This window comes from Levilactobacillus fuyuanensis, from assembly GCF_003946395.1.
Classification (GTDB): domain Bacteria; phylum Bacillota; class Bacilli; order Lactobacillales; family Lactobacillaceae; genus Levilactobacillus; species Levilactobacillus fuyuanensis.
Genome location: NZ_RHNZ01000013.1, coordinates 70,137 through 85,476 on the forward strand (window position 1 = coordinate 70,137; position 15,340 = coordinate 85,476).

9 protein-coding genes are annotated in these 15,340 nt (G+C 49.0%); 5 read left to right on the plus strand and 4 right to left on the minus strand.

Annotated features, from left to right (window positions below; genetic code table 11):
* Positions 1-153 precede the first annotated feature (153 nt).
* The gene (locus EKM73_RS08230; RefSeq protein ID WP_125701483.1) at positions 154-3,765 is read left to right on the plus strand and encodes a PD-(D/E)XK nuclease family protein; all 3,612 of its coding nucleotides are present in this window, start codon (positions 154-156) and stop codon (positions 3,763-3,765) included.
* Positions 3,752-7,555, plus strand: coding sequence for a helicase-exonuclease AddAB subunit AddA (gene addA / locus EKM73_RS08235; RefSeq protein WP_125701484.1), 3,804 nt, complete (start codon positions 3,752-3,754; stop codon positions 7,553-7,555). The genes EKM73_RS08230 and addA overlap by 14 nt, the downstream gene beginning before the upstream one ends.
* A 54-nt stretch (positions 7,556-7,609) precedes the next feature.
* On the opposite strand, the gene EKM73_RS08240 is transcribed toward addA, so the two are convergent.
* Both EKM73_RS08240 and EKM73_RS08245 read right to left on the minus strand, forming a co-directional pair.
* Entirely contained in the window at positions 7,610-7,801 is a 192-nt protein-coding gene (locus EKM73_RS08240) for a hypothetical protein (RefSeq protein ID WP_125701485.1), read from the minus strand.
* A 51-nt stretch (positions 7,802-7,852) separates the two neighbouring features.
* Complete coding sequence (locus EKM73_RS08245; protein ID WP_125701486.1) at positions 7,853-9,022, minus strand: thiolase family protein; 1,170 nt, start codon at positions 9,020-9,022, stop codon at positions 7,853-7,855.
* Positions 9,023-9,334: 312 nt separating this feature from the next.
* Between EKM73_RS08245 and EKM73_RS08250 the strand changes: the two genes are divergently transcribed.
* Positions 9,335-10,300 carry a hypothetical protein gene (locus tag EKM73_RS08250; RefSeq protein WP_125701487.1) on the plus strand — a complete coding sequence of 322 codons (966 nt, stop codon included), beginning with the start codon at positions 9,335-9,337 and terminating at the stop codon, positions 10,298-10,300.
* A 72-nt stretch (positions 10,301-10,372) separates the two neighbouring features.
* On the opposite strand, the gene EKM73_RS08255 is transcribed toward EKM73_RS08250, so the two are convergent.
* Both EKM73_RS08255 and lysS read right to left on the minus strand, forming a co-directional pair.
* Positions 10,373-11,884, minus strand: coding sequence for a UDP-N-acetylmuramoyl-L-alanyl-D-glutamate--2,6-diaminopimelate ligase (locus EKM73_RS08255; RefSeq protein ID WP_125701488.1), 1,512 nt, complete (start codon positions 11,882-11,884; stop codon positions 10,373-10,375).
* 19 nt (positions 11,885-11,903) lie between these two features.
* On the minus strand, positions 11,904-13,415 hold the full coding sequence (gene lysS, locus EKM73_RS08260) for a lysine--tRNA ligase (protein ID WP_125701489.1): 1,512 nt from the start codon (positions 13,413-13,415) through the stop codon (positions 11,904-11,906).
* A gap of 256 nt (positions 13,416-13,671) precedes the next feature.
* Between lysS and EKM73_RS08265 the strand changes: the two genes are divergently transcribed.
* Together EKM73_RS08265 and EKM73_RS12895 are read left to right on the plus strand one after the other, a co-directional pair.
* Positions 13,672-14,547 carry an MFS transporter gene (locus EKM73_RS08265; RefSeq protein ID WP_225421352.1) on the plus strand — a complete coding sequence of 292 codons (876 nt, stop codon included), beginning with the start codon at positions 13,672-13,674 and terminating at the stop codon, positions 14,545-14,547.
* A 25-nt stretch (positions 14,548-14,572) separates the two neighbouring features.
* Positions 14,573-14,857 (plus strand): MFS transporter, encoded by a 285-nt coding sequence (locus EKM73_RS12895; protein ID WP_225421354.1) that lies wholly within the window; start codon positions 14,573-14,575, stop codon positions 14,855-14,857.
* The last annotated feature ends 483 nt before the right edge of the window (positions 14,858-15,340 follow it).

Here is a 15,340-nt window from a genome sequence, read left to right on the forward strand (position 1 = left end):
TGGCTTGTGCTAGAATATAATCAAGTTAGATAGTGAGATCGGTTGGACAGCATGTGTCTTTTGACGCGTGTATCATGAATGTTATTGAGGCATGAGAAGCGCCTTAACTCGCGAGGTTATACCGGTAAGTGGGATTAATTAGGAGGTCGGCAAATGAGTTTGCAATTTATTTTAGGTAGCGCAGGGCAGGATCACCGGACACCTATGGTGACGGCGATGGCCCAACAGGTCACAGCGCAGCCCACGGATCAGTGTTACTACATTGTTCCTAATCATATTAAGTTTGAAACTGAAGTTGACGTCCTGACCGATTTAAAGCAAAAATTAGCACCAGACCAAGCACTGTTTGCACAAACGCAGGTCCAGGTCTTTTCGTTTACGCGGTTAGCCTGGTTCTTTATGAAAAATGAACCGGTATATCAGATTCCCCGAATCTCAACTGCGGGGCTCAATATGTTGATCTACCAGATCATCCAGAGCCATGCTGATGAATTGACGATCTTTCGTGGGGAAGTTGATCGGCCGGGATTTGTTAGCCAGTTAACGGCACAATTGGCGGAATTTAAAGTTGGGCAAGTCACCGCTGCGGACTTGATGAGCGCGATTGGCAAGTTGCGCACCAACAACGCTGGCCTACAGGCGAAGCTTCATGACTTAATGGTGATCTATGAAGCCTTTGAACAGCAGATGTTGGGGAAATATGTGGAAAATACGGACTTGCTGAATCAATTGGCAGATTTTTTAGCCACTAAAATTGATTTGAGCCATGCGCATTTTTACTTAGAAGGGTTCTCGCAACTGAGTGCGCAAGAACGCAAATTGACAGCGGCATTAATTGAACGAGCAGCCAGTGTGACCGTCGCGCTGAACTTGGATAAGGGGTATCCGCAGGACTTACCGGATACCACGGCACTATTCTTTCAGTCGGGGAAACTCTATCATCAACTCTATAGCGTGGCGCGTGCCAGTCGGATTCCCGTAAAAACTGATCAATATGCGCGAACGGCGCGAGTCTCTGACGACTTACTGGCATTAGATGGCTTTTGGCAGGCCTCGAACGCGATGACGCCGCAACCGCAACCCGTTGACCAGACGCCAACGCACATTCAGATTGTGCAAGCGGCTAACCGTTACGTAGAGGTTTCCCGCGTGGCGACCCAGATTCGCCAAATGGTTGCGAGTGGTCAGTATCGGTATCAGGATTTCTTAGTCATGGCCCGTCATTTGGATCACTACCAGACGGTAATTGACCCGATATTTAAGGCGCAAGAAATTCCGTACTTTGACGATGCCGACGTTCAAATGGCCGACCATCCTTTCGTCGAGTTGATTAACGCCTTATTCGACGTTGAGCGCCGAAACTACCGATATGCCGATGTTTTTCGGGTATTAAAATCAGAATTACTTTTACCGCAAGATGATATGGGCGAGCCCATGGCATTGCCTAAATATCGCCGTGCACTTGCGTTGACGGAAAATTTTGTCTTGAAAAATGGGTTTGAAGGTCAACACCGTTGGACTCAGACGAAAGATTGGGTCTACATGCGATTATCAGCTGGGGATGATCAGGTGCAGACGACGCACGATGATCAGATTACGGCACAAATCAACCTGATTCGCCAGTTTGTCGCGCACACACTACCGCCATTCTTCGCACGGTTAAAGGCTGCTAAAACCTATACCGATGCGGCCGCAGTGATTTATCAATTCTTGGATCAGGCTGGTGTTAGTGCGCGCTTGATGGCTTGGCGCGATCAAGCCATTGCGGCTGGAGACTTGATGCGCGCTGGTCAACCGGAGCAAACTTGGGCAACGTTCTGTCAGATGTTGGATGAGTGCCACAGTATTTTAGGCCCGCTACCGTTCAACCAAGCAGATTTTCAAGTGTTGCTTCAGTCAGGATTTGCCGGAGCTAAATTTAGCCAGATTCCATCGACATTGGATCAAGTGACGATTACCGAAAGTGGGATTGTCCAAGCGAATAATCGAAAAGTGACGTTTCTCATGGGGGCGACGGCCGATGACATGCCGGATAATCAAATTCCGACGAGTCTTTTGGCGGATAACGATCGCCATGACTTGAGTGAACAACTACAGGCAGTGGATGAAGATAGCTATTTGCGTGATGATGCGGCGACACAGTTGGCGGGAGAACCCTATCTTAACTACTTAGCTTTCTTGAGTGGCAGTGATCGGCTTATCTTTAGTTATCCAGCCACGAGTGATGAAGATCACAATGGTTTGCAGCTATCGCCATACGTTGAACGTATTCGGCAATACTTTAAGTTGCCAATTATTGTCGCACCGGCCGCACCAAAGGCAGAGATGACCGATATTTTACCGTTTGTGGGAACGCGACGCACGACGCTCCGCCACCTTGTTCAGGCGAGTCATGACAGTCAATTGCGTGAGCAACCCCTGTCACGACCATGGTTATACGTTCTCAATGATCTCAGTCATGATGTGAACTATAGCGATTTAACCACGAGATTATTAGGCAGTTTGAGCTATCGTAATGTACCGGAGCACCTGACGCCAGATATTGTGACCCAACTATATGGGCAAAAGATCAGCACGTCGATTTCAAAGCTGGAGGAGTACTACGCTAATCCATACGCCTACTTCTTAAAGTATGGTTTGCGCCTACAAGAGCGCGATGTCTTTGAACTCTCGCCAGCTAGCACGGGTGAATTCTTTCATGCGACGATGGACGGCTTAATGAAGCAGATCAAACAACAAAATCTAAATCTGGCAGAGCTCGACGAACAGCAGCTACAGGAACTGACGACGGCGGTCATTCATGATGTGTTGGATACCACGACCAATCCGCAATTTGCTATCTTGGAGAGTTCTCACCGGATGCTGTACATTCGTCAGCAGTTGATCAAGACGATGCGGCAGATGGCCAAGACGCTCCAGGAACAAAGCGGGCGAACCAAGTTGCGGCCAAAACGAACGGAAGTCCAATTTGGGTTGGGCGATCAGAATGGGTTGGCGGCCCTGTCATTTGATCTCGGTAAGCAGCGTCAGGTGACGGTTCGTGGTCGAATCGATCGCTTGGACGCACTAGAACTCAAGGACAAGACATTCTTAGGCATTGTGGACTATAAGAGTTCCGAGCATAAGTTTAGTTATCAGGATGCTTATTACGGACAGGCTATGCAGATGCTAACGTATCTGGATGCTGTGAAGAAAAACATGCCCGAGTTGTTGGCCGGAGAGTCCGGGGATGTGCAGCGTGCGGAATTAGCCGGGGCGGTCTACTTACATTTACAAAACCCAATCTTGCGGGCTGCGGATGTGATGGACGATGATCCGTTAATGGCACTATTGAAAGCTGAACAATACCAAGGATTATTGTTGGATGACCCTGACCTATTGACGAATCTGGATTCTTTATTTGCGGCGGATGATTATCATGGCAGTTCGTTACTCTTCCGTGGCTTACGGCGGGGTGTTAAGGGAAACTATACGTCTTACAGTAAGATGCTGGTCAATCCGGGTGAACTGGATCTGCTCTTGCAACACACAGAGGGGTTAATCAAGCAGGCAGCTACAGAAATCTTCGATGGCCACGTTGATTTGGCACCAACACGGGAACAGAACAAGACGGCCCTTCAATATTCACCGTACAAGTCGATCATGCAGTTTGATCCTTTACTGACGGAGAATAATTATCGCGATCTGCAGCCACTAAAAAAGGATGACGTTATGACACGGATCAAGGAACAGCTAGAACAGGAGGATCCCGATGGCAAAATTTGAGTTTACGCCCAGCCAAGACCAAGCGATTCACGAAGCGGGCAATAATCTACTGGTATCGGCCTCGGCTGGTTCTGGTAAAACGCGGGTACTGGTTCAGCGCGTCATTGAAAAGCTCAAGGCCGGAACTGGTATCGATGAAGTCCTGATTGTGACCTTCACGAAGGCGGCCGCGGCTGAAATGCGCGAGCGAATTCAGACGGCATTACGTCAAGAGTTAGCCTCTAGTCAGGGTGACAGTGAACGGCAATCGTTCTATTTGCGGCAATTAAACCAGTTGCCCGTCGCTGATATCAGTACCTTGGATGCCTTTTGTTTGCGAATCTTACAACATTACTACTACGTGATTGACATGGATCCCGTGTTCCGTTTGTTAGCAGATGAGACGGAGAATGCCTTACTACGTGATGAGGTGTGGGCCGATGTCCGCGAACAGCTCTATGCCGAGGGTGAGGCACTAGAAAAAGATGGTGAACAGAACTTGTTTGCCCGGCTGACGGAGAATTTCTCCGGGGATCGTAACGATGATGGCCTAGCTGATTTGATTCAACGGACCAATACGTTTGCCAACGCGACGGCGGATCCTGCGGCGTGGCTCACAGCCTTGCCGGAGCCGTATCATTTAGACAGTAATCAACTAACCGCAACTCATTTTTATCGCGAACAACTGCAGCCACTGTTCACAGCGCAACTACAGCAGATTCAGGCGGATTTGACCAGTGCTCAGCAGTTAGCCGAGCAGGCCAATCTGACCAAGCAATTTGACCATCTGACGACAGTTCTCAGCAGTTTGAAAGCCACGTTGGAATTGGTAGACCATGGCAGTTGGAATGCACTGAGAGCGGCCGTCAGGAGCTTTAATTGGGGTCGAATGCCAAGTGTTCGCAAGACTAACGAAGATTATGCGGTATATAACCACCTCAAGACGACTTACTATGACCCAGCGCGTAAGCAACTAGAGACGTTGAAGAAGGGATACTTGATTCAGCCTGAAGAGCAGGCAATAACGACGATTCAACGGTCCGGCGAATTGGTGGGTGAATTGGCCCGAGCGGTGAGTGCCTTTCGAGATGCCTATACGGCTGAGAAGGAACGGCGTCACGTTTTGGATTTTGCCGATGTGGAGCACGCGGCGCTTGAAATTTTGACGCGGGATACCAACCAGTCTCGGCAAGTGGCCGCGCAATTACGCCAACAATATGCCGAGATCATGGTGGATGAGTATCAGGATACAAATGGCCTACAGGAAGCCATTCTGACAGCAATCGCGAAACCAGCACCTACCGGAAATTTATTCATGGTGGGGGATGTCAAACAGTCTATTTACCGATTCCGGCAGGCAGATCCAACGTTGTTCATGGACAAGACCGATCGTTACACCGCCGACCAGCAGTCTGGCAAGCTGATTGTTTTAGCTGAAAACTTTCGCTCCATGAAGAACGTTGATGATTTTACCAACCTGATCTTCAAGCAGTTGATGGATCGGGAGCTGGGTGAAATCGACTATACCGGGGCCGCACAGTTAAAGTTCGGAGCGACATACTATCCCGAAGATGTGACAAGTACAGCCGAACTCTTGGTGTACTTGACGGATGAGGATGAGAAGTCGTCTGGGTCTGCCGATGCGGCGGAGCAAGAGCCGATGGATGCTACCTTTCAGGTAGATAATAAGCATCAGGGTGAAGTGCTATTGACCGGGAAGAAAATTCAAGAATTGATTGCAGCGAAAACACCGATCTATGACCGTGACGCGCACAAAAATCGGCCAATCAAGTACGGCGATATTACCCTATTGACGCCTACGCGAACGAATAATTTAATTATTACGGATGAATTGCGGCGCCTAGGGATTCCCGTTGTCGTTAATGATGCACAGAATTACTTCAAGACCACGGAAATTCAGATCATGATGGCGCTTCTCAGAGTCATTGATAATCCCTATCAGGATATTCCGCTGGCAGCGGTTCTGCGTTCGCCAATTGTTGGACTCAATGAAAACGAACTGGCAGCCCTACGAATTAATCAACGGACCGGAGATTACTATCAAGCAGTCTTGCACTACCAGCAGACGTATGTGGCGGCAAGCGCGAGTGATTTCCAACAGACGCTTTATGAAAAAATCAGTCACTTCTTGGAACAGTTGGAACGCTTCCGCGATGTTGCGCGGCAAAACCAATTGGTGACGCTGATTTGGCAGATCTATCAGGATACCGGGTTCCTGGATTATGTCGGGGGAATGCCAGCTGGTGAACAGCGACAGGCCAACCTTCATGCGCTGTATGAACGGGCACAGAGCTATGAACACAGTAGTTTTAAAGGCCTGTTCCAATTCGTTCGGTTCGTTGAACGACTACAGGAACGGGACGATGACTTAGCTGGTGCACCGGTTCAGGCTGCCGAAAACGCGGTATCAGTCATGACCATTCATGGCAGTAAGGGGCTGGAGTTTCCAGTCGTCTTCATCATGGATGCGTCGCGGCAGTTCAATCGGCAGGACCAACAGGGAAGTTACGTGATGAGTGGCAAACAGGGAATCGGTATCGATTACCTGGACCCCGTCAGCCGGATCAAGGCGCCTAGCCTGCAGAAACTAGTCACAGCTCAAGCCATTTCACGTGCAAGCTTGGCAGAAGAAATGCGTAAACTTTACGTGGCACTGACCCGTGCGGAGTCGCGGATTTATATTGTCGGGTCCCATAAGACGAAGGAAGAGGCCCTGAGTGTCTGGGAACAAGCCTACCAGAGTCCTAATCTAGTGTTAAATGCCACGTTGCGCGAGAAAAGTACTGCGGTAAATTACTTGGATTGGATTGGTATGTGTTTGATTCGGGATGCAAAATTTGAGGATGACTCACAACCGGCTGGCGAGGCGCTACCTGCTCTAGCTGGCGATCCAGCCAACTTCAAGGTAAGCTTCGCAACAGCAGATGATTTGGGCCCGGCCCCAGCGGTTAATACAGCAACGGTCGATTGGTTCAAGGAGACCAGCAACGTAGCGGCAAAGACGTCAGAAACCGTATCTGGGAGCGAAGCGATTCGTCAAGTCATGGACTTTAGCTACCCGCATGAAGCGGCCACGCAAACAACGGCCTACCAGTCCGTTTCGGAAGCCAAGCGGTTGTTTGAAGATCCCGACAATGCCACGATTGGTGAATATCAACCAGTAGGTAATGGGCAACGCGGTCGGCGGTTCGTGACGCATGATTTTGCTCGGCCAGAATTCTTACAGACCGTTCGGGCACCGTTATCAACCGAAATTGGGACGGCAACCCACCTAGTCTTACAGCAATTGGATGTGACAACAACGCCGACTGTTGCGATGATTCAGGACAAGATTGATCAGTTAGTTGCTGACCAAGTATTGACGTCGGAGGTCGCCGCGCAGGTGCGAGCAGATTTAATTTTGCAGTTCTTTACCACGCCGGTTGGCCAACAGATCCTCGTCCACCCCTCGGAATTACATCGGGAAGTTCCATTTTCCCTATTGATGCCAGCCAAGAGTCTCTTCCAAGACTTCAAGGAAGCCGATTCACAGGTCTTGGTCCACGGGATCGTCGATGGGTATTTGCAAACGGATAGTGGGATCATTCTCTTTGATTACAAGACGGATCATGTTAATCCAAACGCAGTTGAACAGAGTACTGCTAAGATTATTGACCGTTACAGTGGGCAGGTTAATCTGTATGCGGCAGCACTTCAGCAGATGACAGGGCAATCCGTCACAGCACAGTATTTATACTTGTTGACTACAGGGACCTTGGTTTCTGTGCCTAGCAAACAACTGAAAGCCTAAAAAATCTTCACCGCAACGACATAAAGCCATTGTGGTGAAGATTTTTTTAGAAGATTAGTGATGAATTAAGATCAGTGAGATCAAAACAAAAACTAAGACGACCATGACGGCAATGACCCCAATTAGGCGGCGATTAAAGTGATGGTCCAGGTGATAAACGTAGCCGAGCACACCGGCCAAAGCCAAGAGACCAACTACAGCCAGAATGATCAATTTAAGTTTAACGTCGAAATCAGTAGTTAACATGGCGCGCTTCCTTTTCTCTAAGTCGTTGGCATCATTATACCAGAGAACGGGTCAATCGCGTTCCAACAGGAGCGCAATTCCCATGCCACCACCGATACACATGGCGGCGAGGCCGCGATGCAGGTCACTATGAAGTAACTCATGTAAAAGAGTCACGACGATTCGCGTTCCAGAGGCGCCGAGTGGGTGACCGAGGGCGATGCTACCGCCATTCACGTTGAGTTTTTCGCTAGGGAGTTTGAGGTCCCGAGCAATCGCGACGGACTGTGACGCGAAAGCTTCGTTGATCTCATAGCGGTCAATATCGTTAACCCGTAAGTGGTGCTGATCCAGAACATCTTGAATTGCGTAAACTGGCGCGTATCCCATGATATCAGGATCGATACCATTCTCGTGGTAACCCGTGAGAGTGGCCAGGTAAGGAATGTTGGCAGCTTGAGCTGCGGATTTACGCATCAGAACCAGCGCGGCGGCACCATCGTTTAGACCGGCCGCATTTCCCGCAGTCACGGTGCCATCGGCGCGAAATGCTGGTCGCAGGGCAGCTAATTTTTCTAGCGAGGTATTGGCGCGGACAGCCTCGTCCTGAGTGACCAGGTCATCGCCAACTGGAACCGGAACGATTTCATCGTTGAACTGGAAATGTTGCTGCGCTGCAACTGCTTTTTGTTGAGAGTTCAATGCGAAGGCATCTTGGGCCTCGCGACTAATGTTGAAACGTTCCGCAACGTTTTCCGCCGTGATACCCATAGGGACGTGGGTAAAGGCATCGGTAAGACCGTCGCGGGTGAGGCTATCCGTGAGCGAGACATCGCCGAACTTGTGTCCCCAACGGGATTGGTTGTTGAGATAGGGTGCCTGGCTCATGCTCTCCGTGCCGCCAACCAGGACAGCATCAGCATCTCCCATGAGAATTGCCGTTTGCCCCAAGCGGATAGCCTTTAGGCTCGATCCGCAGACCTGATTGATGGTCATCGCCGTGCTCGTGACGGGCAGGCCAACGTTGAGTTCAATCTGCCGGGCCACGTTTTGTCCCAGACCAGCCTGTAAGACTGTGCCAAAGATGGTTTGCTGAATCATGGCGGGGTCGAGACCGCTACGGGTGACTGCGGCCTGGGCGGCAATGGTACCTAACGTGACGGCTGAAACGGACCGCATCCCACGGCCAAATTTACCGATGGGGGTCCGTGCCGCACTAACAATAACAACTTCTTCTGCCATGTAAATAAGCGCTCCTTTTTTCCGATAAGTCTACGAACCTTAAATATAACCGACTTTAACTAATTTGTCTTGAATTTAGACGGGGAAATGGTGAGATTTCGCCTTTTCTTAAATATTGGGGCCTGATTTTTCGTGGTATTTAATGGTAAATTGGCACCAAACTACTATTGATAATTGCATGCAGTTATTAATAGTCACTTCCGTCGAGGGACATAGCAGAATTCCTTGCTGAAAACAGCCGTTATTTTCCATTCTGCCGGTCATCGCTTATAATAAGAGATGGAATTCAAGACAGATAGGGGAATTGTAGTTATGGAAGAAACAGATGCAACAGCCGAACTAATGACGCCCACGGAGTTCTTGACCCCGGAGCACTTGATGCGGTTATCCGCAAATCAGCAAAAGTATGCGCCTGATATTCTACAGGATGTCATGCAAGCTCGTGCAGCCGTTAACTTAGGAACCGGCGCTTGGACCGCGCAACAGGTCAGTGGCACGTTGGCAGCTTTGCCAACATTGGTTGATCGACCACACGTTTATTACGTCGCCGTGATTCCAGTACTGACGGCTTACTTCAAGGCACAAGCCGCTGCCAACCTGCAGGAGTTACTGGCAGCCTTAAAGCAGGCACGGCCAGCCTTAGTGGAGAAGCATGCCGAGGTTGCCGAAGAACAACAAGCCTATGAGGGCGTTGTGACGCTGGTTGAAGACTGGTTAACGGCCATGGGGACGCAACCGGAAGTCCGTAATTTGAGTGTCGCTGATCGGCAACGGTTCGTCACCATCGTGCATACCACCGCTGAATTGATGATTACAGGCAAGCAACTTCAGCCGGCCGACTGGGATGCCGAGGCTGTCTCATCCATCATGTTTGGGCCGTTCACCCACCTGTTGGATGAAAAAGATCGTGTGCCAGAACTCTTCAATCTGGTGCCCTTTGCTTTGACAACGTTGTTCACTTACTTGGCCGATCAACAGCAGTTAAAGCAGTCTCAGCAGCTGTTGGCGTGGGTCGCAAAGAATCATACGGCTTTAGTCACCATGTACAATCCCAAATTGGAAAGCTTCTATGAAGAACTAGCCTCAGCCATGCGGCGAGCCGGCATCGATGCCAATGATCACGATGCCGTGGATGCTTTCACACGAGATTATTTGAATGCCCATCCAGTGACTGGACGAGAATTGTTCACCACGGATCGTCAGTTGACTAAGAAGCGGCCGGCTAAACACTTAAAATACAGCCGTAAGCAGCGCCGCAATCGTCGCAAAAAACGGTAATTTATACAAAAATGCGTTACAAAAAACGCCTAGGACAAATTTGTCCTAGACGTTTTTTGGTGTCGCAAGCAATTAAGCTTCGAGGCTATCGATAACTTCCTGAGCCACGACAGGATCCGTGGCGTAGGGGGTATCAACACCGTTGATTTTTTGATAAGCATCCTGGCCCTTGCCGGCAAGAATGACGAGGTCGTTATTCGTTGCTGTTGCAATGGCGTGATGGATGGCGTCTTCTCGTTGTGGAATAATCGTTGTCCGTACCTTGGTATGGTCGATATAACTATCGATCTCCTTGGCAATGGCAATCGGGTCTTCGTGACCCGGATCATCCGTCGTTAAGAAGGCAACGTTGGCGTAATCGTTCAACGCTTTGGCAAAGCCTTCGCGCCGGTCCTCACCCTTATCGCCGGTACTGCCCAAGACCGCCGTGATTCGGTGATCTGGAAATTGGGCGTGTAAGAAGTGGAGGAGGGCGTTCATGCTACCCCAGTCGTGGGCGTAGTCAATGTAGACCGTTCCGTGTTGCTTGGTGGTCAACACTTCCATTCGACCTGGAATGGTGGTATTTGCCAGTCCTGTTTGCATATCGGTCACATGGGCGCCAGCCAAGGCACTGGCTAGAATTGCTGCCGTGGCGTTGCTCTGGTTGAAGTCGCCGGGAACTGAAACGTTGTAAGTCGTTGCCAAATTGGCAAGCTGTTCAGTGTCTTGGTTGATGGTCAACCGGAATTTGCTAGCGGTCAACGTGGCTTCCTCACTGGTAAGTGAGACCGTCGCATTGGGTTGGTCGACGCCATAGGTGAAGATATGGTCGGGGGCAGTTGAAACTGTCGCCGCTGCCAGAACCTCGTCAAAGTGGTCGGTATCTGCATCAATGATACAGTTGTCCGAATTTAACATTAACTGCATTTTGCAGAAAAGGTAGTTAGCAAAGTTCGGGTGCTCGTTGACTCCAATGTGGTCGGGGGAAATGTTCAGGAACAGTCCCACGTTGAACTTTAATCCGTAGACGCGGTCTAATAGGTAGGCCTGTGAGGCAACTTCCATGACCAGCACCTTCTGGCCGTTAGTCACGGCTTGCCGCATTTCCCGGAAGATATCGAAGGATTCCGCTGTGGTTAGGTGGGCCTTGAATTGGTCTTCAGGCTTAGGGCCCAAGATGTGATTGATCGTGGAGAACATCGCAACTTGTTTAGGGAAAGTCTGTTCCAGGATATTTCTGGTGAAATACGTGGAGGTCGTCTTGCCCTTGGTCCCGGTATATCCGATGACAAAGAGGTCGTTCTGTGGAAAGCCAAAGTATAGCTGAGCGGCCAAGGATAACGCTTTGCGCACGTCGGTCACGAAAATTCCGGGGGTGGCAATGTCGTAGTCCTTTTCAGCTAAATAGCAACTGGCACCGTTGGCTATGGCTTGGTGAAGGTAGTCCACGGAAAAGTTGAATCCCTTGCAAACAAAGAGGCTATTGGCGCTGGCTTTGCGGGAGTCATAAGCTAACCCGTCAAAATCGACGTCGTCAGATAGCGTTGTTCCCTGATACAGATTATGTTCCTGAAGGAGCGCTATCAGCTGGTTTACTCTCATTCGATTGCCTCTTTTCGGATTAGTCGTTTGGCCGCATGGTTGGGAAGAGCATGACATCGCGAATTGATGCGGAGTCGGTCAGTAACATCGTCATCCGATCGATACCGATTCCGAGACCACCAGTAGGCGGCATACCGTATTCCATAGCTTCGATGTAGTCAGAGTCAATCCCATGGGCTTCTTCGTTTCCGGCAGCCCGTTCAGTATCTTGAGCTTCGAACCGTTGACGTTGGTCGATAGGGTCGTTTAATTCCGTAAAGGCGTTCCCGAATTCATCACCGTTAATGTAGAGCTCGAACCGGTCGGTAAACCGAGGGTCCTTAGGGTTCTTCTTAGCCAGTGGTGAGATTTCAACGGGGTGACCGTAGATAAAGGTAGGGTTGATCAAGTTGTCTTGAACCTTTTCTTCGAAGATGGCGTTGATGATATGGCCAACCTTCCAGTATGGTTCGCAGTGAATGCCGTTTTCTTCGGCCAACTTCCGGGCGTCTTCATCAGACATTGGTTGCCAGAAGTCGATGCCGGTAGCGTCCTTAACGGCGTCAACCATGTGAACCCGCTTGAAGTCAGAGTCGAGGTCAATGTCCTTGCCTTGGTAAGTTAATTTCCCAGAACCGTTAACCTTGTTAGCCACGTAACGGAAGATGTTTTCCGTTAAGTCCATGACATCGGTGTAGTCGGCGTAGGCCGTATAAACTTCAACCATGTTGAATTCAGGGTTGTGCCGTAAGTCGGTCCCTTCGTTCCGGAAGTCCTTACCCAGTTCGTAGACCTTTTCCATACCCCCAACGATTAAACGCTTGAGGTAAAGTTCGGTGGCAATCCGCAAGTACAATGGAATATCAAAGGCATTGGAGTGGGTCACGAATGGCCGTGCTTCAGCACCACCGGCTTCAGTTTGAAGGACGGGGGTGTCGACTTCCAAGTAGCCCTCGTTGTCGAGGTATTCCCGGATAGCCTTCTTGATTTGGGTAACCTTGATAAACCGATCGAAGCTATCGTGGTTTGCAATCAAGTCCAAGTACCGTTGACGGTAGATGGTTTCAGGGTTCGTCAGACCATGGTACTTGTCTGGCAGTGGCCGTAAAGCCTTGGATAAGAATTCAAAGTCAGTGAAACGTAAAGTTAAGGCGCCGGTGTTCGTCTTGATGACGTAACCCTTGGCCCCAATGAAGTCCCCTAAGTCTAACGTCTTGTAGAGGGCGTACTTGTCTTCGCCAAGTTCATCTTGACGGGCGTAACCTTGGACGACACCAGTTCTGTCGAGCAAATCGATAAACCCGGCCTTGCCGCTGCCACGCTTACCGGTAATCCGACCCGCAACAGCAACATAATGTTTGTCTTCCATCAGCTCTTCTTTGTCATACTTATCGTATTTTTCAGTGAGCGACTTACTGTCGTCAGTTCTATCGAAGCGGTGACCGAAAGGCGCGATGCCCTGTTCTTGTAAATTGTTCATTTTATCCCGACGAACCTGCATCTGATCATTCAGATCGGCCGGTGCGGCATTATTATTTTTGCTGTTACCCATGTTGTGTCCTCCTATTAAGTATTGATTCAAAAGTTCTGTGAATCCAGACCTCCTTTAAATTTAGTTGATTTTAGGTCAATAAGCAAGCCTAATCGCCCGTTAAATAAGGAAAAAAGTGAAAATTGAAAATGGTAGTCGGGACATTCCGGGAATGGAAACGCTTTACCAAATAATTGGTTCATTTTCTCTGAATAGGTGGTTTCAAGGCCCCAGGGAAACGTGATAGACTGATGGTTATTGTGAGGAGGCGTTTGGAATGTCCAAGGTGATTCGGTCACTGTGGCCACTATTGTTGCTGGGATTGCTGGTCAACACGGCCTATAGCGTGATGTGGCCGTTAACAACGATTTATCTACATAATAATCTCAATCTGAGCCTGGTAGTCAGCGGGATGATTCTCGCGGCCTATTCTGGATTCAACGTGTTAGGTGGCTACCTCGGTGGCGTCTTAACAGATCGCTTTCATGCAAAAAAAGTGGGACTTGGTCTACTTGGTGGCTTAGTTCTCGATGCGGCGGCCGGTTTCTTCTGGAATGGTCGGCTGGCGTATCCGATCGTACTGATCGTCTTTGGTCTGTTGACGGGAGGAATGCTGACGTTGATTACAGCGGTAGCTGCTCATCTCAGCCGAGGGAGTGGTCGTGTCTTCAATGTCCTCTATATCTTCATTAACCTAGGCTTAGTCGTGGGAACTGCAAGTATTGGGATTCTTTTTCACCACAGTCTAAAACCCATTTTCTTTCTATTAATTGTGTGTTATCTATTGGCAACTGGTTTGTGGGCTAAATATGCCGGAAGACTGTCGCAGCCCGTTCGCGGACTTCGCAAGGGTGGGGTTGCGTCTCAGACACCAGCTAAACGCGGGCAGTTAGGTATGATGCGAATTGGACTGGTTCTCGTGAGTCTGACATTGATGTGGCTAACCTATGCTCAGTGGATGAGTAACGTTTCCGTATATATCCAGAATCAAGGATTGCGTATCCGTCTGTACAGTCACTTGTGGGTATACAATGGGATTCTCCTAATTGTTGTACAATCTTTGATGACCAAAGTCAGTCGGATCAAGGCTTTACCGGCACAAATCATCGTCGGCTTGGGGGCAATTGGTGGGTCGTTTCTTCTATATAAATAGTGCAACGGGGACGGTCGTTTTATTTATGGCGATGACCTTGCTGACTTTGGGGGAAGCTATCTACGTACCAGGGGTGCCTGCGTTGATTAATGCATACACGATTGGTAATGAAGGCAAGTACCAGGGATTAGTCAATGCTTTTTCTTCATTAGGAAAAGCGATTGGCCCCGTAATGGGTGGACTGGTTATTGGCGCGTCACAGGACTTTTCACGATTATTTTTGATCTGTGCCGTGGTCAATGGTCTTATTATGTTGGCGGTGGTCCTTGGTGTCCTTCCAGGATTGAAAAAAGTGGACGAACCATTATGAACTTTATATCAGGGAACACACGGCCGTCCCATATCAAAATGTCGCCAATAAGGTGGGTCATTCGCCTTTTGAAAAAGATACAATTTTTTTGCGATTTTTGTTGACGATTGTCCTCCTGGTTGGTATAGTTATATCCGTTGCCAATTCGTAACGACAAGCTAGACCAATTTAAAACATTGAAATTGCTTGTTGACAGACGAATTGATGACATGGTATGATAACTAAGTTGTCGCGTTTGCGATAGCCAATCAACGAGAAACGTTGTTAAATCAAACTTCTTGTTGACATCACATCAGCAACATGATATGATTATTAAGTTGATTGATACGTCAATTAACTAAGTAGACCTTTGAAAACTGAACATTGTTTCGACAAACCAAATATGTGTAGGGCGGTTTGATACTATGGTATCAAACCCAAACAATATTTGCGAAGTCAATTCGCTTTTATGAAAATAAAGTAACAACAATCGATGAGCTATTC

Bases quoted from the DNA above. Each gene is read 5' to 3' on its own strand.
- EKM73_RS08230 (WP_125701483.1), top strand. From the start codon at position 154: ATGAGTTTGCAATTTATTTTAGGTAGCGCAGGGCAGGATCACCGGACA.
- addA (WP_125701484.1), top strand. From the start codon at position 3,752: ATGGCAAAATTTGAGTTTACGCCCAGCCAAGACCAAGCGATTCACGAA.
- EKM73_RS08240 (WP_125701485.1), bottom strand. From the start codon at position 7,801: ATGTTAACTACTGATTTCGACGTTAAACTTAAATTGATCATTCTGGCT.
- EKM73_RS08245 (WP_125701486.1), bottom strand. From the start codon at position 9,022: ATGGCAGAAGAAGTTGTTATTGTTAGTGCGGCACGGACCCCCATCGGT.
- EKM73_RS08250 (WP_125701487.1), top strand. From the start codon at position 9,335: ATGGAAGAAACAGATGCAACAGCCGAACTAATGACGCCCACGGAGTTC.
- EKM73_RS08255 (WP_125701488.1), bottom strand. From the start codon at position 11,884: ATGAGAGTAAACCAGCTGATAGCGCTCCTTCAGGAACATAATCTGTAT.
- lysS (WP_125701489.1), bottom strand. From the start codon at position 13,415: ATGGGTAACAGCAAAAATAATAATGCCGCACCGGCCGATCTGAATGAT.
- EKM73_RS08265 (WP_225421352.1), top strand. From the start codon at position 13,672: ATGTCCAAGGTGATTCGGTCACTGTGGCCACTATTGTTGCTGGGATTG.
- EKM73_RS12895 (WP_225421354.1), top strand. From the start codon at position 14,573: ATGGCGATGACCTTGCTGACTTTGGGGGAAGCTATCTACGTACCAGGG.